Here is a 21008-nt window from a genome sequence, read left to right as displayed (position 1 = left end):
ATGGCTGAAGCCGAGGAGCTGGTCAGTGATGCCGCGCGCCATGCCACGATCTTCGCGCAGAGGCTATGGCGCCGTTATCGTCCGCTGCCGAAAGGCCCACCAACCGTAGTGCTTGCTGACGCGGCGCCTCGCCTCGACCTGCTGATTACCGCGGTCACCGGGACCAGCTACCCGATCAGAATTGCGCAGCCACCCGCGCGGCCTACCCTGCTGGCTCGTTTTTTTCGCCGTGTTCAGCATCCTTGGCAATGCCAGGCCGTTCCGGCCACAGACGGCCAGTGCCTGTGGCTGCCCGCCGATTCCGGTATCGAAGACATCGAGCGCGGTCACGAACACTATCGAATCATGGCACTGCAACAGGCGATACGCGCTCAGCGCGGCAGTACCGGTCTCATCGACGGAACTCTTTCACCGCTACAGGCCGATGTTTATCTGTTGCTTGAAGCCTGGGCGGTCGACGAAGCGCTGGTTGAAATGCTGCCAGGCATGCGTTCGGCCATTGAGCAGTTACGGCAACAAGCCTTGCGCCAACGCCCGGCCCTCGCCGCGTTTTCTTCGGCGCGCCAACCCCTCGAAGAACTGCTGCGTCAGTTGCTCGCGAGCCCATGCGGCCAAACGCCGAAAGATTTCCCGCTCAGCGAATCGCCTGCGCATTCACAACGGCTGATCGACCCCGTGTTGACCACGCTCGGGCTGTCGGCGCAGGACCGCTCACTGGGCCATGCACCGCTGCTCCGGGACGAGTGGACCGGCAACCTGCGTCAACCCGGCAGCGCAGCAGAAGGCCCAGCGAAGGCGCTGCCCGCCGACGAAACCTCCACCGACACAGCACCGCCGCGCAGCGCTCACTTGCCCAGGCGCCCGGATATCCGCAATGCCACCGAGGACGAGGACAAACACGACGATGGCGTGTTTATGGTGCAAGCCGATGAGCCGCACCAGCATGCGGAGGACCCGCTGGGCCTCAGTCGACCCGTTGACCATGATGAAGACACCAGCGCAGATGAGTACGGAGACATGCTCTCCGAACTGCCCGAGGCGCGCCTGGTGTCGACACCCGGACGTCCGAAAGAAGTGCTCATCTCGGACGATCCGCCAGACAGCAACACCGCCCTGCAGCTCAAGCGTGCCATCGCCGACGGCCAGGGCCTGCCCTATCCGGAGTGGGATTACCGTGCCGGGCATTATCGCCAACCCGGCGCCACCGTTCGGGTGCTGCCTAATCTGCCGGGCTCACCGCAATGGGTGGAAGCCACGCTGGATGAACACCGTTCGATGTTGAACCAGATCCGCCGGCGCTTCGAGATGCTGAGGGCCCGCCGCGTGACGCGTCGCCGACTGCAGGATGGTGATGAGATCGACTTGCAGGCCTATATCGACAGCTACGCCGATTTCAGAGCCGGCGGCTCGCTGTCCGATGCGTTGTATCAGAACCGGCGCACGGCGGAACGGGATCTGGCGATTACCCTGCTGATCGACGTCAGCGGCTCGACAGACGGCTGGGTATCAGCCGGGCGCCGGATCATCGATGTGGAGCGTGAAGCGCTGCTCGTCGTCTGCATCGCACTGGAAAGTCTCGGTGAACCATATGCGGTGCAGGCGTTTTCGGGCGAAGGCCCGGACGCCGTGATTGTGCGGCAGCTGAAACGCTTCGACGAACCCTTCAGCCAGGACGTGGCCCTGCACATCAGCGCGCTCGAGCCGGAACATTACACCCGCGCCGGCGCAGCCATTCGTCATGCGAGCAGCGAGCTACTGCAGCAGGCCGCCACGCATCGACTGCTGCTGCTGCTCTCCGACGGCAAGCCGAACGACAAAGATGAGTACGAGGGGCGCTACGGCGTGGAGGACATGCGGCAGGCCGTGACTGAGGCCAATCTGCAGGGAATCTCGACGTTCTGCCTGACCATTGACCGTCAGGCCGCCAACTACTTGCCGACGGTCTTCGGCGCCCAGCAATACGCCTTGTTGCCCCGGCCGGAGCTACTGCCAAGCGTACTGCTGGAATGGCTCAAACGATTGATTGCGGCCTGATCAAGGCGGAGCCGTAGACGCCGGGTGGATACCGCCAGGATCAGGGCCGGTTTTGCGCCCGCAATGCGTCACGAATCTCGGTGAGCAGCACTTCTTCCTTGCTGGGTGCCGGTGGCGCCGACGGCGCCTCTGCCTCTTTGCGCTTCAGGCTGTTGATGCCCTTTACGGCGAGGAAGATGGCGAAGGCCACTATGATGAAGTCAAACACCGTTTGCAGGAAGCTGCCGTAGCTCAAGGTCACTGCCGGCGTATCGCCGACCGCCTGCTTGAGCACGACGGAGAGATCCGAAAAATCAACGCCGCCAATCAACAGCCCCAATGGCGGCGTTACCACATCAGCGACAAATGACGAGACGATCTTGGTGAACGCGGCGCCAACAATGATGCCGACCGCCATGTCGATCACATTGCCCCTGACAGCAAACGCTTTGAATTCGTTGATCATGCCCATCTGAAGATATCCCGTTCAATTTGAAAGGTGCGGCTGGAGCGCCGGCCGTATGGCTCGATGATTATAGGCAAAGGCGGAGTCAACCGCCGCGCTAGACAGCCCGAGGACGGGCGGGAGGCTAGCATAGCCTGATCTTGATCGCGATCAATAAGAAATGGCGAGGCGCACCGCTAAGGTACAAACCTTCAGAAACAGCCCGGAGCAACACCATGCAGGTTGAACATCAAGCGCTCGCCAAAGACTTTCCCGAGAAGCAAGCACAGCTGTTGAAGCTGCGTCAGCAGAATCCCTCGTTCGCGAGCAAGACCGACGCCTATGAAGCGCTGGATCAGAAGATCCGGAGCGCCGAAGCGGGTGCGGTAACGCTGGATGACGAGGCTCTCAGCGCACTCAAACAAGAACAGGTAACGCTGAAGAACGACATCAGCCGCGAACTCAAGCACGCGAGCGGTAGCTGCTGCGGTGGCTGCGGCGGCTGATCGGCCTCAACGCTCAACACGTCCCGCACCTAGACGCCATATCGGCAATGGGTCGCGGGACGAATGATGAAATGAAATGAAGGCGGCAAACCGTCTCGATTCCGCGCCTTATCTAAGCTGCTCTCCCCTCAGTCGTTAACGCCCCCTCCGCGCCAGCCGCACCTCAACGATCATTCATTTAGAACAACCCGCCAAATCTGAAACCCGAACCCACCCAGGCAAACGCCACGGCAGTTAGCGTGATGAGCACGATATGCACGCCCAGTTGCGGCAGGCGCTGCGCATCCAGCTTCGGAATAATCGCCAACCGCGCATGCACGCCCAGCACTGCCGTGAGCGCCAGTAATACTAGTTTGGCCTGTACCAGATGGGCGATAGGCGAGTCGCTGAACCACTGCGAATGCGGCAACCATTTACTTGCCAACCAGACGCCTGTGACGATCTGGATCAGCAAGGCCGGAATGCCGACTCGTTCGTAGAGTTGCTCGAACGCCCGCACCGGCTGTACATCGCGCCGTTTCAGCGCGCCTGGCAGCACACTGAACAGCAGGACTAAATGGCCGCCGACCCAGACGCTGGCACCCAGCAGGTGCAGGAACAACAAATGGCGCATGGGACTCACTCCTGTTCGATTTGTTTACAGTCTGGCGACTTGCATGGTGCTTGTGGCTGATGTCGATCAAGCCAGTCGTTATGATGCGCTTCCTCTTATCCGACCCGGAGTGTCCCATGGCCAAGGCCAAGCGCATGTATGGCTGCACCGAATGTGGCTCGACCTTCCCCAAGTGGGCTGGCCAATGCGGCGATTGTGGTGCCTGGAATACCCTGGTGGAAACCATCATCGACGGCGCAGCTCCGCCGAGCGGCCGCGCGGGCTGGGCCGGCGAGAAAGCCAACATCAAGACCCTCGCCGAGGTCAGCGTTGAAGAAGTGCCACGTTTTTCGACCGCTTCCGGCGAGCTGGATCGCGTACTCGGTGGTGGCCTGGTCGACGGCTCTGTGGTGCTGATCGGTGGTGATCCCGGAATCGGCAAGTCAACCATCCTGCTCCAGACGTTGTGCAACATTGCCCGACAGTTTCCCGCGCTCTATGTCACCGGTGAAGAATCCCAGCAGCAGGTGGCCATGCGTGCTCGTCGCCTGGACCTGCCGCAGGACCAACTCAAGGTCATGACCGAAACCTGCATCGAATCAATCATTGCTACTGCGCGGCTGGAAAAGCCGAAGGTGATGGTCATCGATTCGATCCAGACCATTTTCACCGAGCAGCTGCAGTCGGCACCGGGTGGCGTCGCCCAGGTACGGGAAAGCGCGGCGCTGCTGGTGCGCTATGCCAAGCAGAGTGGCACAGCGATCTTCCTCGTCGGTCACGTCACCAAGGAGGGCGCACTCGCCGGTCCGCGCGTGCTGGAACATATGGTCGACACAGTGCTGTACTTCGAAGGCGAGTCGGACGGTCGCTTGCGGCTGCTACGCGCCGTGAAGAACCGCTTCGGTGCGGTCAACGAGCTGGGCGTGTTCGGCATGACGGATAAGGGGCTGAAGGAAGTTACCAACCCTTCTGCGATCTTCCTTACCCGCGCGCAGGAAGCGGTGCCTGGTAGCGTGGTCATGGCCACGTGGGAAGGCACCCGGCCGATGCTGGTGGAAGTGCAAGCGCTGGTCGATACCAGCCACATGGCCAATCCCCGGCGCGTTACCCTCGGCCTGGATCAGAATCGTCTGGCCATGCTGCTGGCCGTCCTGCATCGCCACGGCGGCATTCCGACCTATGACCAGGATGTGTTTATCAACGTGGTGGGCGGCGTGAAAGTGTTGGAAACCGCGTCCGATCTGGCATTGATGGCGGCCGTGATTTCCAGCTTACGCAATCGCCCGCTGGATACCGATTTGCTGGTGTTTGGCGAAGTCGGTCTGTCCGGTGAGATACGTCCGGTTCCGAGTGGTCAGGAACGGTTGAAAGAAGCAGCCAAACATGGCTTCAAACGCGCCATCGTGCCCAAGGGTAACGCCCCGAAAGAGGCGCCCGCCGGGCTGCAGATCATCGCGGTAACGCGACTTGAGCAAGCGCTGGATGCATTGTTCGAATAAGCGGACTGTTTGACGCGAGAGCGCCCTGCCCTATTACCTCGGCAGGGTGCGATGCCGGCGAGCTTCAGCTATCGGAGCAGCTACTCCTTCACCACTCGGCGCCATGCTTCGCCGCTAGGGTTATCAGCCTGCGTCCCCGCCCTGTCCCAGCGCCGCCAACTCGCGCTCGAGCAACGATTCGTCGCCGAGGTTGAGCTCCACCAGCCGCCGCAGATGACTAATGGAATCGACGTCGATGTGCCGGCAAACCAGGCCGATCAGCTCGCCTTCGCTGTGGGACATTTCGACTTCCATGCGCACCTCCGCGTCGTCGGCCAGCCGAATCTTCGCCTCGAACGGCTGGGTAGGATCGGCGTCCCAATGCTCGGGACGGTCGACCAGCAAACCCTTCAGCGAGAGGTCGTGCAGCGTGACTGGCCAGCGGCGTTGGTCCTGCACCAGCTCTGTTTCCGCGTCGAACGCAAAGCGCTGGAAGCGTCGGCGGTCGCTGCTTGTATCGTTCATCAGTTCCACTCCCGAAGGTTCGTTAACTATAGGTCGCGCGCTGCGCCACCGTGGACGCTCACAACCAGCGCCGCACGCGTCGTCGGTAAGTGCGGTAGTCATCGCCGAACAAGCGTGTCAGCAGATGCTCTTCATGGATGATCACGGTGCGCTGCATGCAGGCGATGAGCAAGGGCAGCAGCAACCAGGGCCAGAGGCTGCCGAGCAATAGCCCGATGCCGCAATAAATCAGCGTATCGGCAAGGTAGATGGGATTGCGGGAGAAACCAAATGGACCGGTTTGCAGAAGACTGCTGGGCTTTCCGTAGGGGTTGATGGTGGTGCGATGGCGATACATCACCAGCGCTGCCCAAAACATCAGCACGATACCCGCCGCGATCGAAACCCAGCCGGTATAACGCATGAATTCATGCTCCGGTAGATCGAGCGGCACCCACTGTGCGAGCGCCCATGCGCTCGCGACAAAAGCCAGGTAGATCAGCGGCGGTGGCAAGATCACGCGTGAAGGTCCGGCAGACATGGGGCGTGGCATCCACAGGGAATTCGATTGGGCCATCCTACAGAAGCGAACACCGATGCGCCTGCTCAACCCAAATCAAAGGCTGAACGGTTTCATCGCGTAGGGATATGTGCTCCGCTAATGCTGGCCGGGTAGCCAGCCATGCACCATGGCATGTTTCATCAGATCTGCCGGGCGATCGATGTCGAGCTTGCGGCGGATACTCAGCCGATGGGTTTCCACTGTTCGCACGCTGATCTGCAGCTCGCGCGCCATGGTCTTGTTGTTGTGGCCTTGCGCGAGCATCAACAAGACCTCCCGCTCGCGTGGGGTCAGTTCGCGCTCTTCAGCGCCACCGCTGGCCAGCTTCTCGGCAATCCCTTCGCTGTAGTAGGTGCCGCCAGCGGCAATCGCCTCGATGGCGATAATGATTTCCTTGGAGGGTGCATCCTTGAGTACGTAGCCCCGTGCCCCGACCTTCACCGAGGTGTTCACGTATTCCTGGTTGTCGTACATGCTCAAGATCAGCACGCGGATGTCCGGATACTGGTTGCGCAGTGACTGGGTCAGTTCGAGCCCATTGATATCTTTCAGGCCGATGTCCATCAGCACGACATCCGCCTGCACCTGCCCGAGCAGCTCCAGCGCCTCAGCGCCTCCACCCGCCTCGCCGACCACATCCAGTTCGGGTACGGCCATCAGCAGCGCGCGGATGCCGTCCCGAACCAAGGCATGGTCGTCGATCAGTACCACCTTGATGCTAGTCTGCGGGTTCATTGAGCGAGCCTCTTATTATTGGGAAATCCATAGGGTCTGTTGCCGTTTCGCCGCGGCCGCGACGGAGCCGGTTTTCGCGCGAGACAAGGCACGAGTCGCGCAGTTTGGTCACTCCAAATAAGCGACGAGAAACGCAGTATCGCGCGAAAACCGGCCCGTCCCTCCGGGTTGCGCGGCAAATGACGCCATGCGGCGTTGCGGGACTTGGCAAGGGAACGACCATTACCTGCGTCCCGCGCCTTGCCTGGCGTCATTTGCCGCAGCAACGCGGCTCGCAGCGAAACGGCAACAGACCCTAGTCATCCGGCCCGTGCCGGCAAGGTCACGTCCAGCTCGGTTCCGCCGGCTGTCGAAAGCAGACTGAAACGCCCGCCGAAGTGCTCCACCCGCTCACGAATGTTGCGCAAGCCGATGCCGCCGCCTTTGATGCTGTCGAGCTGTCGTGGATTAAAGCCGACGCCGTCATCGCGAACTCGCAGACGCACCGATCGGTCGTCACCATCCAAGCTGATAAGGACAGACCGTGCCACCGCGTGGCGTTCGATGTTCGTCAGCGCTTCTTGCAGAACCCTGAACAGCGCGACGGCCACTGAATCATCCGGGTCACCGTCGCCAAGGTCATTGCTGTATAGCATCTTGAGGCCGCTTCGCTGTTCGAACTCGGCCACAAGCTGGCCAATTGCCGCCGGCAAGCCGAGCGTGTCGAGCAGCGATGGATGCAGATCATGGGAGATCCTTCGCACCTCGCCAATTGCGCCGGCAAGCCGCTCGGTCCCGAGATCCAGGGTTTCCAGCGCCTTGGGATTTCCGCTAGCGAGCTGATGGCTGGCCAGCTCGAACTGAAACTTGATGGATACCAGCAGCTGGCTGATGCCGTCATGCAGCTCGCGAGAGACACGCGAGCGCTCTTCCTCCTGCAGGCTAACGATACGCTGGGTCAACACCTGCAATTTTCGATCAGCCAAGCGACGTTCGCTGACATTGAGCGTGAGGCCGCTGACGAACACCAACAGCACTGCGACGAGCGCGACACCGGCAATCGCGAGCATGGTGGTGTGAATACCACCGGAGACCTCCTCGCGTACGTTCAGAATTGCCTGGTCAACATCCTCCAAGTAAAGCCCGGTCCCAAGCATCCAGCCCCAGCGTTCGAGCATCACCACATAGGCAAGCTTTGCCGCGAACTGCCCGGTCGAAGGCTTCTGCCAGGCGTAGCGCTGAAAGCCCTTGCCGCTCTGTGCACTGTGCATCAGCGCCTGAATCACCGGCAGGCCGTTCGGATCGGTCATGTTCCACAGGTCCTCCCCTACCAGCTCGGGCTGGCGTGGGTGCATCAGATTGCGTCCACTCCGGTCGTAGACGAAGAAGTAGCCATCACTGCCAAAACTGAACCTGCTCAATGCCGCGAGGACTTTCTGCTTTGTCTCGTCGTCATCCAGCCCGCTGTCATAGAGCGGCGCGATGATGCTGGTCGCCATCTCCACGTAGTTCTTCAGCTCAGCCTGTTTGCTCGCCAGAATGCTGGCCTCGATCAGCTTGGCCTGCTGCTCGCCCAGGCGCTGGTTCTGCACGATGACCAGTACGCAGACGACCGCAACGGCCAGCAGCAACGGCAGGATGCTGAGCGCGGCAATCTTGTGTTTGAGCTGCATTGAACGTCTCCAGCGAAGAACGGGCAGAGCGGTGCTGAAAATTAACCCAGCCCCCCGGGTACGCCCAGCCCCTTTTTTACGCGCAGCTCAGCGGCCCTGCTGTCTACGGAGCGAAAACAAAAAAGCCCGGCATTGGCCGGGCTTTCGCTGCTGCAAGGCGGTATTACTTACCGTAGACGGGGAACTTGGCGCAGACCGCTTCGACCTTGGCGCGGACCGCTTCGATCACCGACTCGTCACCCATCTTGTCGAGGATGTCGCAGATCCAGCCAGCCAGATCACGGCACTCGGTTTCGCCGAAACCACGGGTAGTGACGGCGGGCGTACCGATGCGCAGACCAGAGGTGACGAATGGGGAGCGCGGGTCGTTTGGTACGCTGTTCTTGTTCACGGTGATGTGCGCGTTGCCCAGGGCCGCATCCGCATCTTTACCGGTGATGTCCTGCTTGATCAGGCTGAGCAGGAACAGGTGGTTCTGCGTACCGCCGGAAACCACGTCGAAGCCCCGCTGGATGAACACTTCAGCCATGGCCTGGGCATTCTTCACGACCTGCTGCTGGTAGGCCTTGAACTCAGGCTGCAGTGCTTCCTTGAAGCACACGGCCTTGGCCGCGATAACGTGCTCCAGCGGGCCACCCTGAGCACCGGGGAAGACGGCAGAGTTCAGCTTCTTCTCGATCTCGGCGTTGGCACGCGCCAGGATCAGGCCGCCGCGTGGGCCGCGCAGGGTCTTGTGGGTGGTGGTAGTGACGACGTCAGCGAACGGAACCGGGTTCGGGTAGACGCCAGCGGCAACCAGACCGGCCACGTGGGCCATGTCGACGAACAGATAGGCACCGACCTTGTCGGCGATTTCGCGAAAACGGGCGAAGTCCAGAATCTGCGAATAGGCAGAGAAGCCGGCGACAATCATCTTCGGCTTGTGCTCGACGGCCAGACGCTCGACTTCGTCGTAGTCGATCAGGCCCTGGTCATTGATGCCGTACTGCACGGCGTTGTACAGCTTGCCCGAGGACGAGACGCTGGCGCCGTGGGTCAGGTGGCCGCCGTGGGCCAGGCTCATGCCGAGGATGGTGTCACCGGCCTGCAACAGGGCGAGGTAGACGGCGCTGTTGGCTTGAGAGCCAGCATGCGGCTGGACGTTGGCGTAGTCGGCGCCAAACAGTTCCTTGGCGCGGTCGATGGCCAACTGCTCGACCACGTCGACATACTCACAACCGCCGTAGTAGCGCTTGCCCGGATAGCCTTCGGCGTACTTGTTGGTCAGGACCGACCCCTGGGCTTCCATCACCGCCGGGCTGGTGTAGTTCTCCGAGGCGATCAGCTCGATGTGGTCTTCCTGACGCTTGGCTTCCTGCTCCATGGCAGCGAAAAGATCGGCGTCGAAACGGGCGAGGGTCAAATCACGGCTGAACATGGTTGGCAGTCCCCTGAGAATCAGCTGGCGGTAATAAAGAGAGGCGCGGATTCTACCTCATCCGCCGGAACGCGGGTATGAAGCATGGTCATCTGCAACATGAATCGGACCGCCGCAAGCGGGCTGTTCAAGCCGAGCCAAGCATCTCCAGCAACCGCTCGGCCGGCATTGGTCTGGCCAAATAGAAGCCCTGCACCTCATCGCAGCCATGCTCGCGCAGGAAATCCAGCTGAGCCTGGGTTTCCACGCCCTCGGCAATCACCGACAACTTCAGGCTATGCGCCATGGCGATGATTGCCCGGGCAATTTGAGCGTCCTGTTCGCCAGCAGGCAAGCCATCGACAAAGCTGCGGTCGATCTTCAACACATCGATCGGAAACTGCTTGAGGTAGTTGAGTGAGGAATAGCCGGTGCCGAAATCGTCGATGGCGATTGAAGGCCCCAGCCGCTTCAGTGACTCAAGAATGCGCATCGCCTCGCCGACATCCTGCATCAGGATGCTCTCGGTCAGCTCCAACTCAAGACAGCCGGGTGCGATTCCGCTGGCCTGCAGGATGGCCGCGATGCGCTGGCCGAGCCGCCCCGATGCAAATTGCCGCGCGGAGAGATTCACCGACACCTTCTGCACGGCCAGCCCTTGCGCCTGCCAGCGGGCCATTTGCCGACAGGCCTCGCCCAGCACCCAGTCACCGACTTCGACCACCAGCCCCAGCTCTTCCAATGCCGGGATGAAATCGCCCGGAGGAACCAGCCCCCGATCCGGATGCTGCCAGCGCAGCAAAGCCTCGACGCCCGTCAGCGTTTTGCCGTCGGAAAGAAACTGTGGCTGGTAGTGCAGCACGAATTGTTGCTGCTCCAGCGCATGCCGCAGGTCGCTCTCCAGCTCGAGACGCTCCAGCGCACGCGCGTTCATCTCAGCCTGATAGAACTGGAAATTATTCTTGCCCCGCTCCTTGGCGTGATACATCGCCGTGTCGGCGTTTTTCATCAGCTGGCTGATGTCGTCGCCGTCCTGCGGGCTGAGCGCAATGCCAATACTGGCGGTGACGAAGAATTCCCGCTCGGACAGGACGAAAGGCTCCGTCAGGCTGGCCAAAATTCGGTCCGCCACATGAATCGCTCGAGTGAGCGCCTCGTCGCGGTCGGCGCTTGGATGCAAGAGAAAGGTGAACTCGTCACCGCCCATGCGCGCCACCGTATCGTCCTCGTCGACGCAAGAGGCCAGGCGCATGGCGACGTCCTTGAGCATGTGGTCACCGGCGGCGTGTCCGAGCGAGTCGTTGATCGGTTTGAAGCGATCCAGATCGAGAAACATCAGCGCCACCCAGCTGCCCCGTCGTGCGGCCAGCTGCAGGCTGCTGTGAAGACGGTCCTGGAACAACGTACGGTTCGGCAGCTGGGTCAGGCTGTCGTAATAGGCCAGGCGATGAATGCGCTTTTCGCTCGCCTTGCGCTCACTCATGTCGCTGAAGAAGCAGACGTAGCTGACCAAGTCGTCGTCAGCGTCGCGCACCGCGGTGATGCCGATCCAGCACGGGAAGGTGTCGCCACTTTTGCGCTTGAGCCAGAGTTCGCCCTCCCACTTCCCAACTTCGAGGATCTGGTCTCGGACGAAGGTCATCTGGTTGGCCTGCTGGCGATCTGCACTGAGCGTGATCGGCAGCTTGCCCACGATCTCGTCGCTCGCGTACCCAGTGATACGTTCAAACGCCTCGTTGACCTGGACGATGTTGCCTTCCGGATCGGTGACCACAATGGCGGCCGTGGAATGCTCGAATACCGTCGCGGCACGACGCAGTTCTTTCTCCGCCTGGCGCTGATTGCTGATATCGCGACCGATGCACAAGGCCCCTCCGAAACGGTTGTTCTCGTTCCAGATCAGCGTGATGCGCAACTCGATTGCCACTGGCCGACCGTCCGCAGCGACGCAGTCGAAGTACAGCGTCTCGCCTTGCAGACTTTGTCCGAGCTCCGTGAGCGCTGCCAGATTGAACGAGGCTTTGCGTACCCTGCGCATCAGATCGTAGAAGCGCGCGGCCTGCCGCGGTTTCGTCACGACCCGATCGAGCCCGTGACGCATCGTCCATTCCGGACTGTAGCCGAACACCGTCTGTACAGACGGGCTGACATAGTCGATATGAACCGAGCTGTCCGTGGTGAAGATGACATCTTGCAGACTGCCGGCCAGCATCCGGTAGCGGCGCTCGCTGTCACGCAGCGAGTGGCTGTGTTCGATGTTCGCGGTCACGTCACGGGCCACGCCGATCAGACGCCAGACCTGGCCGCGGTCATCACGTGACAGCACCTGCTCGCGAATGCTGAACCAGCGCCAGCTGCCATCCCGGTGGCGCCAGCGCAGTAGCGACTCTTGGCCCACCCCTTCACGCATCGACTTGCGCAGCGACAACAGACGCCAGATATATTCCTGATCGTCGGGGTGGCTGATGCGCGCCCAGAACGCGTTACCGTCCTCACCGCGCTCCTCTTCGCTGTAACCCAGCCGGAAGGCGAGATTGCTATTGCTGAACACCAGGTTGCCGCTTTGGATGTCCTGAACGTACAGGGTATCGGGCACCGCTCTCAGCACTTCAGACCAGAAGCGTTCGCGCTCCTCGAGTGCAGTCTGCGCCAGATGCTCGCGCGTGATGTCACGCATGACCCAGACAAAGCCCGAGGGGCGCATTTCGTTTCTCAGACGCAACGCTCGACGGGTTACCGCATAGAGGTGCCGCTCGCCATGTTGCAGCAGACTCACTGGATCAAGAGTAATCTCGGCCTCGGCATTGCGGACGTCGAACGCTTCCGGCGTCAGCGCTGGCAACAATCCCTGCAAGGAATAACGAGACAGATCGCGGTGGCCCAAACCGAACATTGCGGCCGCTGAACTGTTGATGTACTGGAGCCGACCGGAAAAGTCCGTAATGAGGATCCGCTCTTCGACGGCGTCCAGCGCCGTAACCGAATAACGCCACGCCTGCCAGTGCGGTTCGAAGCGTCGAGGCAGCAGAAACCGGCCCACCGCTCCGGCGAGGTAATGTCCAAGCCTGGCGAGCCCCTCGGGACGAGGCGTGCGCAATGGGTGAGGATCAATATCGGCCAAAACGGATCGGACCTTTTAATGCTGAGCGGCAGCGTGTAGCCGACGCATGTAAAGCAAGAATGCCTCGCTGTTTGGCAAAATGCCATTACGGCGAAGCCATTCCCCTGGTTTGCCCTGCCTGTTTCATTCCGGTAGCTTTGCCCAATTGATTTGACCCGTCTACCACGACGGGTTTCGCGTCCCTCTCCTTTTCTTTGTCACGGGCATTCGTCTCCATGGCTCAATATGCGTATCTACCCTATTAACTTTTAGTCACGTTTTACGATATGCAGTCGAACCCTAATGTTCACTGGCTTCCCAGCTGCTCCAGCATGTTTTTCCTCTCAATCCTGCGTAAGGGCAGAGCTTTTAGTTAGCTTTTGTTGATTTTGGGTCACACTCAACCTCCAAAACCTAACTTTTTTGGAGTGTTCCTGTGATCGCTTTTTGCCTAGTATCGCCCGCAGATTTTCTATCGTGAGGCAGTAAAATAGTTCTTCTTATTTAAGAGCCCCATTTCATCTCGGTTACCCGCTACACCTCCAGGCCGACGCAGATGTCGTTGATGAACAGGTAGTTGTGTAGGGTTGACCGACAGATCACTCCAATTCATCCCGGCATCAGTCTCAAATTCTGGTGCGCAACGAATGCTATTTTGTGGGCAATCTCATCCACCTGTCCTTTCCTTATCTGGTCGGTGCTGTCTTAGCTCCTTCCTCACCCTGAATAAAATCTCGCGGGCAGTAAGCTCATTTTTTTCGAGATACGCACTGGTTATGAGTGTTAGCGGATGGATGTCCATAACCACTGCGAGGTCCTCAACCTTTTCGAGGGTCGGACTTTTCAAGCCTCGCTCCAACGTGCTCAAGTAGGTTCTGCTACTAACCGTCGAGAAGCTTTCTTGCGATAGCTTGCAAGAAATTCTCAGTCGCCTCAGGGCTTTTCCAAATGCTTCCTTCAGTTCCATTTTGCGTGCCTGGCAAAATGAAAGATGAGGCCTTTTTGAATCCTATAGGGCTACAATCTATAGTGTTCATTTTGAGGGGGGCGAACATGTTTATTACACACCAGTCAGCTGAAGTGCCGTTTGGCAATCTTTTCGGGCGAGAGAACTCCCAGTACTGGCGCGCTGTCGAGTATCCGTCCCAAAGTCCCTGGATTTTCGTTGAAATTGCTAAGGGAGACTGGGGTAGCCGAACGTTCTTCCTGCCATCTGTGCCAGATTTCGAACAGTTCCTGTCTGAGCTAGGCGATGAATTCATTGTCCGGAACTCGCATCTCGTAAGCCCTGGTTACATGAATAACTCAGCGCAGTGGGCGATGCAGCGCTTAGCGAAGGTCTGTGAGGTTACCGCCAAGCACGGTGAAATGGCCTATCAATACACATTTGATAATGGCGGGGTTTACTTTGACCCCACGTTCACTGCCCAGCCATTGGACATCACGGTGAGAACAATTTTTTCGGCGTCTTAGGCCGATCGCAGACAGCCCGTAGTATCGGGTGGCTTGTGTGCGCTCCATCACGTACATCTTAATATGGAGGGCGGCAATGACGATGCCCCACGAACGCACCCGCGCCGTGCTGCAGACCAGAGATTTTTTAGTCGAGCTGTCCTAGAACAAGGCCCTGCCTGAACAGGTATGGAAAGGCGCAAAGCACTTCTACGGCACTATCCAAGCGAGGCTGACAGGAGAATAGCTGGGTCAATTGAAGAAAATTCTGACCATTTCTCAACCTCGTTCGGCCCGGTTTTCCTTCGTTGAGGCACTGGAAGCAAGTCATCCGGGCTTTATTGTCCGATGGATCGGCGGCGTGTTTTTCCTTAGCGGAATGCTGTTGATGGCTTACAACACGTTTAGAACCGTACGCAGCAGAGCGACCGTCGCCCTGAGCGATAGTGCTGAACCGCGTCTGGCTTGAGAGGCTGGCTATGAGTGGTGACTACTGGGTGCTGGCTCTGATGGCGATATTTTTTCATCGGAGTGCACTACAACCTCCATAGGAGAGACCCAGCTGATCTAGAGCAAGCAGCGATGCTTCCGTTCGCTGACGATCCCAAGGCCGCGAAAGAAATGGAGGAGGAAACCGGCAGAAGTCATGCGGGATGTGGATGCCCTGGACCTTGCCGGGGCGCGTGTCGCTACCGACAGCAATTAGACATGTGATAGGTATCGACCAAGTTGTATTTCGGCATGGTCGGTTGAACGAGCGCCCCAGAAAGACTCTGGGATACTCGACTCCTGCCGAGTGCTTTAACCACGCTGTTGCGTCGACCGGTTGAGTCCACAGCCGTTAGCGACGGCCTGACTTCGACCGTCGCTATAGATGGTCAAACCTCGGTCTGCTCTGCCATTTCCAAGGCGTCGTCGACCTCAATCCCAAGATATCGAACGGTGCTCTCCAGCTTCGTATGGCCAAGCAGAAGTTGAACGGCCCGCAAGTTCTTTGTCCTGCGATAGATCAGTGATGCCTTTGTACGTCTCATTGTGTGAGTGCCATACATGGCCGGATCAAGGCCAATGGCTTGCACCCAGCCTTTGACGATACGAGCGTATTGACGAGTGGATAGATGGTCTGAGGTGTGCAGCCTGCTCGGGAAAAGGCAGTCCTGGCTACGGAGCTGGGCTTGGTGTATCCAGGCCGCGAGAGCAGACCGTGTTTGCTCGGTAATTTCGAACTGCACTGGTCGCTTCGTTTTCTGCTGCATAACCATTGCTCGTGATGACACATGCTCGCCATGAGCAACGTCGCATACACGGAGCTTGGTTAAGTCGCAGGCTCGAAGCTTGCTGTCGATGGCCAGATCGAACAAAGCCAGATCCCGGGTTCGTTCTGCAAGCTGAAGCCTTACTCGGATGGCCCAGATATCTCTCAGCCGGAGCGGGGTTTTCTGTCCGACCAACTTTCCTTTGTTCCAGGGCCGGCGGGTGCAGGTAGCAGTGATGTTCATGGCAAGTCCTCCACATGTGGGAGGACAAGCATGGCTAGCCAGAGAAGTGGTCGCTAACCGGCCAGAAGCGGTCAATCGCAATCGGCTGCTTTCGACCCAAGGCAGTCTTCATGAAAGGCTGAAATCGTCCGAAAGCGGTCTTCAAGTATCCACCCTCTATTGAAGAAGGATATCGTACTCCGGCATCTCATTTCGTACTTTCATAGTGCCTACTATAGATTTGATAATTGACTGATAGTACTTTATTTCAGTGTAATTCAAAGAGCAGCCCTTTCGATCCTTCAGCCATTTTTCTAGAGGCCTATATCCACCTACCGCGCAAGACCAGATATCAAAATCAACATTATCAAAATATTGTCCAGAATTTATCCAAATTTTTCCATCATCGAATTTTACGATCTCCACAGTTGCTTCGCCTTCCCCAATAAACGGATAAAGTGCTGAGCCCAGGGCACTCGGGACTAACAAATGCATCTCGCGCAACTGTTTGCCATGATTAACCATAGAGTTAAAGAATTCAGGTGATTTCGGCCATGGAATCCGTGGAAAGTCCGACTTAAGAAACTCAGTGTAAATGGCTTTATATGACGGCCAATTTAGTACAGAATATATGTAGTCAAAGACATCTACCTCAGAGGGCAACGGACACCCTTTTTCGCCTGCAATCTTCTGCATCTTTTGCAAAAGCTTAGGCTCGAAATTAAATACTCGATCTAGACCATCTTCTGAGTATACATACAGTGGAAACAAACTATTGATGTCATATGCACTGAATGCCTTGTGCCCTGCGACACTTGCGACGACAAAGCCTCCTACACCATCTTTGCTTTGGCCAGGAATACAAAGCGCCAAATTGTCTTTGCCCGCCATATGCTTCATGACTTCCGCTCGCGGGCGGCAATGGAAGCCACGAGAGGTGCCGGTATAGTAAGTCCACCTGGAATCATATGGACGATATGCTATCTTTACTATAAAGTCTTCAGAAAAATTCTCGTTGATATCTTTCTGTGCTGATTCAACTTTCCAGTCTTGTGCATCGGGACCCAGCTTGTACTTGGCCCGTGCCTCTTCAGGTCCTATCTCGCGAAAATTCTTTACTCGCGCCCACAGCTTATCTTTGTCCATATCTATAGTTAGTGCATCTCGAGCAGTCACTATGCCGACTGAACGTAGGGGCATGAAATCTACGATGGAAAAGCCTTCGTCGTACCTCTGTTTGAGGTCCTGATTTTGTGGCACGAACAAAAAATTAGGGAGCGTCGGTACAATTTCAGTCCACGCTTCGTCTTCTAGCCCAATCTCCCATAGCGCTTCATATTTAGAGCTTCTGCTACCCCATAAATCTCTGTGAAACAAACTTGCCAGTTCTTTCTTTCCTTTTGTAATTTTTTGCCGCACCGCTACAATTACTGAAACGCCTTGCTGAATATCAAATACGTTTTTATCTGGTGAGCCATCCGGCGATATCTCTTTTTTCTTGGAGCTGCCGTGTAGATCCAGAACAAATATCTTGTCGAACGTTGTTAATAGATGCCATCTCATACCCCGAAATGTGGGATTATCCAAATAACCGTTATTAGTAATATAGCCCAGTACGCCATCGCCATTTTTGGCTATTGCTTGCTCAGCAAGCCTAATGAATTTGACATAGTCATCATTCAGCCATTTTGAGTTCCGCTCTTGAAGTTTTTGCTTTCCTCCGGGCTCCACTTTATAGGCGCTCAATAGCTCCGAAATCCACTCTCCTTTATTTGCGCTCTCACCAGAATAAGGTGGATTTCCTATTACACACATTATCGGTGCCTGACGCTTTATATTATTAGCTTCACGCGCCTCTCTGGTTAGCCATTGAGCCATAAATAGGTCACGTACATCCCGTTCTCCTTCCTCAAGACTGTTTGTAAGGAATACGCTCAACCGCGGCGGATTAGTGGATGGCTTATAACCAAGCTCGGTCAGCACCATGTCAAGCTTAGTGTGACACATGGCATATGAGGCCATTAACAATTCAAAGCCATGTAGCCGTGGAATAAGATCTTGTTCAATATATTTTGACCAGACGCCGGCTCCGGCTGCTTTAACCTTTGGTGCTATTTGCTTAATAGTTTCTGCCAAAAAGGTTCCAGTCCCCGTGGCTGGGTCCAGCACCTGTACTCTATGAACTTCTTTCTTAAACTTTAGTGGTTTTCCTTTTTTATCGTTTTGCCCAGAGTCCCATTCGACAATAATTTTCGACAGATCAGCTAGGCCGTCCTCCAAATCAAATTCCGTCTGGAGTACAGAATCGACTGCTCTTACAATAAAGTTTACTACTGGCTCAGGTGTATACCATACTCCACGCGCTTTACGTTTGCCTGGGTTATAAGCAGCTAGAAATGTTTCGTAGAAATGTAAGAATGGATCTTGCCGTCCTGTCAGACTCCCAAACCCTCTCATCAACTTATTCATATCAGCTGACGCAAATACGTCGGCTAAATCATCAATGATCCATTTAAGTCTGTCATCCAGCTCCGGCCCGGCTATATAACCGAATAAGCTCCTAAGAAAAGGATTTGATTTAGGTAATAACTCAAGGGCTTCGGCCCGACTGAAGGTCTCCGGAGTATGATCGTGCAAGCGGGCGGCGAACATTCCGTAGGCTATAGTCTCTGCATAAATATCAGAAAAATCGCTAGGCGTTACATCATGTATAAGATGTTGTTTGAATGCTGAATATTGCCCTGACAGATCCCCGCCATCTTCTAATTTCTCATTCAAAATCGCTTTGGTAAGAACATCCTTTATCAGCGTAGCTTTACCTGCCATTATCTCTGCTAAAATTTTAGGAGAGCTGATTTTCTGGCCCTTATGTGTTAGGAAAGAATCGAGAACTCCTAGCAGTCTTTCATACTCATTCGTGCGTTTTAGAATTTTCTCATCAAGCTCCCCGATACTGACTGACTCTACCAGAAGCCCGTCCCGATAAAAGTCCCAGTCCAAGCCATTCGTATAGATGAGATTAGGAAGTGCTTTACGATAGCGACTTAGCTGCTCTTTGTTGGTGCCTTTCAAATTTCTCAGACTGATGTCTATATCCTTTGCTTCGACGTGGCCGATGGTCAGTCCATTTCTACTGATTATGAAGTCGGGAGCTCCACATTCCACTCTTTTGGGCTCGTTTAAAGCGTGAATACCTGACCCTAGCCCTGAAAATAGCTTTTCGAACGCTGATCTATATGAGTGTTCCGTCGCTTGGCCGGTGCTGAATATGAAAGCTAGCTGTTCCATAAATTCTGTAATAGGTGACATCGTGTGGGTCCGTTTCTCATGGGCGGCCTCGTTCTTACCGGATACCTGCCCTATCCACAAGCAAACCAAGCTACGCATCCAAAATAGTCGTCGCGTTCTCAGCGTAGCGATGCGCAGAGAACCGAGCGGAACGATGGTTGTAGTTTGGGACGATTTTGGTGTCGATTTCTGTCAGATCACAGGCCGATTTCTGCCTGCCGCTTCTGGCCGCAATCCGGCCAGAAGCGGCCGGTCGCCATCATTCTTTTGTTGCTGTCTCTGGCCAAGCCTTCATCGCGTCCGCGGCAGAGCGGGAGGTCGATCGGCATGGCGAGCGACGCCGGCCTAGTGCGGGGCTTTTTGTAGGTGTTTCGGCTGTAAGCATTAACCTACGTGCGCCGACGTAATTAGGCCGTATCTAATCCGCAGGCTTAGGCACATATTGCACACGCAATGACGCAGGGACGCGCACAGAGCTTGGACAGCTGAGGGACAACCGCGTGGAGCGCGGCGCTTGGAATACACGGAATAGAACGCACAATACAGCCCCGCTTCGGCGGGGCTTTTTGCGTATTGTCTGCTCGCGGCTGGCTAGCGCTGAACTCTTCGATCACACATTGCTAACGGCAAACTCACGGTAAACGTTGTGCCATCGGCGAGATCGGAGGCAACGGTGATTCGTCCTTGGTGAGCAGCGACAATCTCGCTGGCGATATACAGACCCAGTCCCAGTCCTGAATGGGATCCGTAATCGCCGGCCGCATACTGGGAATGTCGGCTCATAGGTTTGAATATGTCACTGATTGCCTCTTCCGGAATCGGTTGGCCCTGGTTATGCACATTGAAAACTGCAAGCTCTTGCTCGACATGCAGGCTTACCGTGACTGGCGAACTGCGGGCACCGTGCTGCACGGCGTTACTGATCAGATTGGAAAACACCTGTTCGATCCGTGCTGGATCGAACCAACCGGCTACTTTCTCCTTGATTTCGCAGACAATGTCGCGCTCTGGGTTATATGCCCGCACTTCCTCAACCATGTTTTCGCATACCATGGCCAAGTTAGTTTCAACCCGTTGCAACGGAATGCCTCCGCCGCCCTGCGAGCGAGTGAAATCAAGCAGGTCGTTAACGATCTTGCTTGCGCGCTTGACGCTGGTGAAGATCCGCGAAGCAATGATAGTCGGCTTCGCACCCAGATCATTGTCGAGCAGCAGCACTTCCGAGCCGAGCTGTATTGCACCCAACGGGGTGCGTAAGTCATGACCGAGAATACCTAGGAAGACGTTCTGCGTAGCTTTTACCGTCCGAGAGTAACTAGCGACGGACTCTGCGAGCGCCTGGTCGATTGCCTCGTTAAACCGAGTCATATCTTCGACTTCGAAGTCCGTACCATGTTTGATTTCCTGCAGCCACTTCCTCAATACGCTTGCACGCAAAGCGCGATATTCCGAAACCATTGCATCGATAGTGAAGCCAGCATCGTGCCTCAATATTGCGTGCGTTTCGGCTGGTGTCTCGCCGTCGTCCTTCTCCGCCTTTCCCATTGATTTGTCGATTTGTTGGGCAGCGGACTGCTTGGTTCGCAGATCAGCCGCAACGACGCGGAGCACCTCCTCGGCATGGTCACGCAGCGCCTCGACTCCCATGGAGCTGGCTTCCCCCGGGATCGTCCTAGCAAAGTCTTCCCAGGATTGAAGAATTGACTCAAGGTTATCAATGATGAAAGCAGAAAGGCGCATCGGAACTCCGCAGCAAATTAGAGACCGAGACATCAAACCGCGCTTTCGCTGTCTCACAGTGGTTGCA

At 56.7% G+C, this 21008-nt stretch carries 16 protein-coding genes and 2 pseudogenes; 6 read left to right on the top strand and 12 right to left on the bottom strand.

Annotated features, from left to right (window positions below):
• Positions 1-2034 carry a nitric oxide reductase activation protein NorD gene (locus K4O48_RS03540; RefSeq protein WP_222910717.1) on the top strand — a complete coding sequence of 678 codons (2034 nt, stop codon included), beginning with the start codon at positions 1-3 and terminating at the stop codon, positions 2032-2034.
• Positions 2035-2074: 40 nt separating this feature from the next.
• Here the strand turns inward: K4O48_RS03540 and mscL are convergent, their stop codons facing one another.
• Entirely contained in the window at positions 2075-2485 is a 411-nt protein-coding gene (gene mscL, locus K4O48_RS03535) for a large-conductance mechanosensitive channel protein MscL (protein WP_312846494.1), read from the bottom strand.
• Positions 2486-2694: 209 nt separating this feature from the next.
• Here mscL and K4O48_RS03530 point away from each other — a divergent pair, with 209 nt between their 5' ends.
• The gene (locus K4O48_RS03530) at positions 2695-2964 is read left to right on the top strand and encodes a YdcH family protein (RefSeq protein ID WP_222910716.1); all 270 of its coding nucleotides are present in this window, start codon (positions 2695-2697) and stop codon (positions 2962-2964) included.
• Positions 2965-3142: 178 nt separating this feature from the next.
• Here K4O48_RS03530 and K4O48_RS03525 read toward each other — a convergent pair whose 3' ends face one another.
• A complete protein-coding gene (locus K4O48_RS03525) occupies positions 3143-3577 on the bottom strand; it encodes a CopD family protein (protein ID WP_222910715.1) in 435 nt (144 codons plus the stop codon).
• Between the two features lie 116 nt (positions 3578-3693).
• On the opposite strand from K4O48_RS03525, the gene radA reads away from it, so the two are divergent.
• Entirely contained in the window at positions 3694-5055 is a 1362-nt protein-coding gene (radA, locus tag K4O48_RS03520; RefSeq protein ID WP_222910714.1) for a DNA repair protein RadA, read from the top strand.
• 123 nt (positions 5056-5178) lie between these two features.
• On the opposite strand, the gene K4O48_RS03515 is transcribed toward radA, so the two are convergent.
• The 7 genes and pseudogenes from K4O48_RS03515 to K4O48_RS03485 form a co-directional block, all read right to left on the bottom strand.
• Positions 5179-5559, bottom strand: a complete 381-nt coding sequence (locus K4O48_RS03515) for a PilZ domain-containing protein (protein WP_222910713.1) — start codon at positions 5557-5559, stop codon at positions 5179-5181.
• Between the two features lie 58 nt (positions 5560-5617).
• On the bottom strand, positions 5618-6079 hold the full coding sequence (locus K4O48_RS03510) for a methyltransferase family protein (protein ID WP_222910712.1): 462 nt from the start codon (positions 6077-6079) through the stop codon (positions 5618-5620).
• Positions 6080-6196: 117 nt separating this feature from the next.
• Positions 6197-6835: a response regulator gene (locus tag K4O48_RS03505; RefSeq protein ID WP_222910711.1), complete on the bottom strand. Its 639-nt coding sequence runs from the start codon at positions 6833-6835 to the stop codon at positions 6197-6199.
• 299 nt (positions 6836-7134) lie between these two features.
• Positions 7135-8487, bottom strand: a complete 1353-nt coding sequence (locus K4O48_RS03500; RefSeq protein WP_222910710.1) for a cache domain-containing protein — start codon at positions 8485-8487, stop codon at positions 7135-7137.
• 163 nt (positions 8488-8650) lie between these two features.
• Positions 8651-9904, bottom strand: coding sequence for a serine hydroxymethyltransferase (gene glyA / locus K4O48_RS03495; protein WP_222910709.1), 1254 nt, complete (start codon positions 9902-9904; stop codon positions 8651-8653).
• Positions 9905-10031: 127 nt separating this feature from the next.
• Positions 10032-12848: pseudogene (locus tag K4O48_RS03490) on the bottom strand (EAL domain-containing protein); the annotation flags it as partial.
• An 802-nt stretch (positions 12849-13650) separates the two neighbouring features.
• Positions 13651-13950 (bottom strand): helix-turn-helix domain-containing protein, encoded by a 300-nt coding sequence (locus tag K4O48_RS03485; RefSeq protein WP_222910708.1) that lies wholly within the window; start codon positions 13948-13950, stop codon positions 13651-13653.
• An 86-nt stretch (positions 13951-14036) separates the two neighbouring features.
• On the opposite strand from K4O48_RS03485, the gene K4O48_RS03480 reads away from it, so the two are divergent.
• The 3 genes and pseudogenes from K4O48_RS03480 to K4O48_RS03475 all read left to right on the top strand — a co-directional run.
• Positions 14037-14456 (top strand): hypothetical protein, encoded by a 420-nt coding sequence (locus K4O48_RS03480; RefSeq protein ID WP_222910707.1) that lies wholly within the window; start codon positions 14037-14039, stop codon positions 14454-14456.
• A gap of 76 nt (positions 14457-14532) precedes the next feature.
• Positions 14533-14601, top strand: a complete 69-nt coding sequence (locus K4O48_RS20565) for a BPSL0761 family protein (protein WP_312846502.1) — start codon at positions 14533-14535, stop codon at positions 14599-14601.
• 132 nt (positions 14602-14733) lie between these two features.
• Positions 14734-14904 (top strand): annotated as a pseudogene (locus tag K4O48_RS03475) (cytochrome C oxidase Cbb3); the annotation flags it as partial.
• Positions 14905-15313: 409 nt separating this feature from the next.
• Here K4O48_RS03475 and K4O48_RS03470 read toward each other — a convergent pair.
• The 3 genes from K4O48_RS03470 to K4O48_RS03460 all read right to left on the bottom strand — a co-directional run bounded on the left by K4O48_RS03470 (position 15314) and on the right by K4O48_RS03460 (position 20941).
• Positions 15314-15934, bottom strand: a complete 621-nt coding sequence (locus K4O48_RS03470; RefSeq protein WP_003152807.1) for a tyrosine-type recombinase/integrase — start codon at positions 15932-15934, stop codon at positions 15314-15316.
• Positions 15935-16090: 156 nt separating this feature from the next.
• Positions 16091-19222 carry a type ISP restriction/modification enzyme gene (locus K4O48_RS03465; RefSeq protein WP_222910706.1) on the bottom strand — a complete coding sequence of 1044 codons (3132 nt, stop codon included), beginning with the start codon at positions 19220-19222 and terminating at the stop codon, positions 16091-16093.
• A 570-nt stretch (positions 19223-19792) separates the two neighbouring features.
• Complete coding sequence (locus tag K4O48_RS03460) at positions 19793-20941, bottom strand: sensor histidine kinase (RefSeq protein ID WP_222910705.1); 1149 nt, start codon at positions 20939-20941, stop codon at positions 19793-19795.
• Positions 20942-21008: the final 67 nt, after the last annotated feature.

The sequence above is a fragment of the Pseudomonas sp. DNDY-54 genome, from assembly GCF_019880365.1.
Taxonomy (GTDB): Bacteria; Pseudomonadota; Gammaproteobacteria; order Pseudomonadales; family Pseudomonadaceae; genus Stutzerimonas; species Stutzerimonas stutzeri_P.
The sequence above is the reverse complement of the archived record's forward strand: the minus strand, read 5'-3'. Positions and strand labels throughout refer to the sequence as shown.

Bases quoted from the DNA above. Each gene is read 5' to 3' on its own strand.
- K4O48_RS03540 (WP_222910717.1), top strand. From the start codon at position 1: ATGGCTGAAGCCGAGGAGCTGGTCAGTGATGCCGCGCGCCATGCCACG.
- radA (WP_222910714.1), top strand. From the start codon at position 3,694: ATGGCCAAGGCCAAGCGCATGTATGGCTGCACCGAATGTGGCTCGACC.
- K4O48_RS03525 (WP_222910715.1), bottom strand. From the start codon at position 3,577: ATGCGCCATTTGTTGTTCCTGCACCTGCTGGGTGCCAGCGTCTGGGTC.
- K4O48_RS03515 (WP_222910713.1), bottom strand. From the start codon at position 5,559: ATGAACGATACAAGCAGCGACCGCCGACGCTTCCAGCGCTTTGCGTTC.
- K4O48_RS03460 (WP_222910705.1), bottom strand. From the start codon at position 20,941: ATGCGCCTTTCTGCTTTCATCATTGATAACCTTGAGTCAATTCTTCAA.
- mscL (WP_312846494.1), bottom strand. From the start codon at position 2,485: ATGGGCATGATCAACGAATTCAAAGCGTTTGCTGTCAGGGGCAATGTG.
- K4O48_RS03500 (WP_222910710.1), bottom strand. From the start codon at position 8,487: ATGCAGCTCAAACACAAGATTGCCGCGCTCAGCATCCTGCCGTTGCTG.
- K4O48_RS03505 (WP_222910711.1), bottom strand. From the start codon at position 6,835: ATGAACCCGCAGACTAGCATCAAGGTGGTACTGATCGACGACCATGCC.
- K4O48_RS03530 (WP_222910716.1), top strand. From the start codon at position 2,695: ATGCAGGTTGAACATCAAGCGCTCGCCAAAGACTTTCCCGAGAAGCAA.
- K4O48_RS03470 (WP_003152807.1), bottom strand. From the start codon at position 15,934: ATGAACATCACTGCTACCTGCACCCGCCGGCCCTGGAACAAAGGAAAG.
- K4O48_RS03485 (WP_222910708.1), bottom strand. From the start codon at position 13,950: ATGGAACTGAAGGAAGCATTTGGAAAAGCCCTGAGGCGACTGAGAATT.
- K4O48_RS03510 (WP_222910712.1), bottom strand. From the start codon at position 6,079: ATGTCTGCCGGACCTTCACGCGTGATCTTGCCACCGCCGCTGATCTAC.
- K4O48_RS03480 (WP_222910707.1), top strand. From the start codon at position 14,037: ATGTTTATTACACACCAGTCAGCTGAAGTGCCGTTTGGCAATCTTTTC.
- K4O48_RS03465 (WP_222910706.1), bottom strand. From the start codon at position 19,222: ATGTCACCTATTACAGAATTTATGGAACAGCTAGCTTTCATATTCAGC.
- glyA (WP_222910709.1), bottom strand. From the start codon at position 9,904: ATGTTCAGCCGTGATTTGACCCTCGCCCGTTTCGACGCCGATCTTTTC.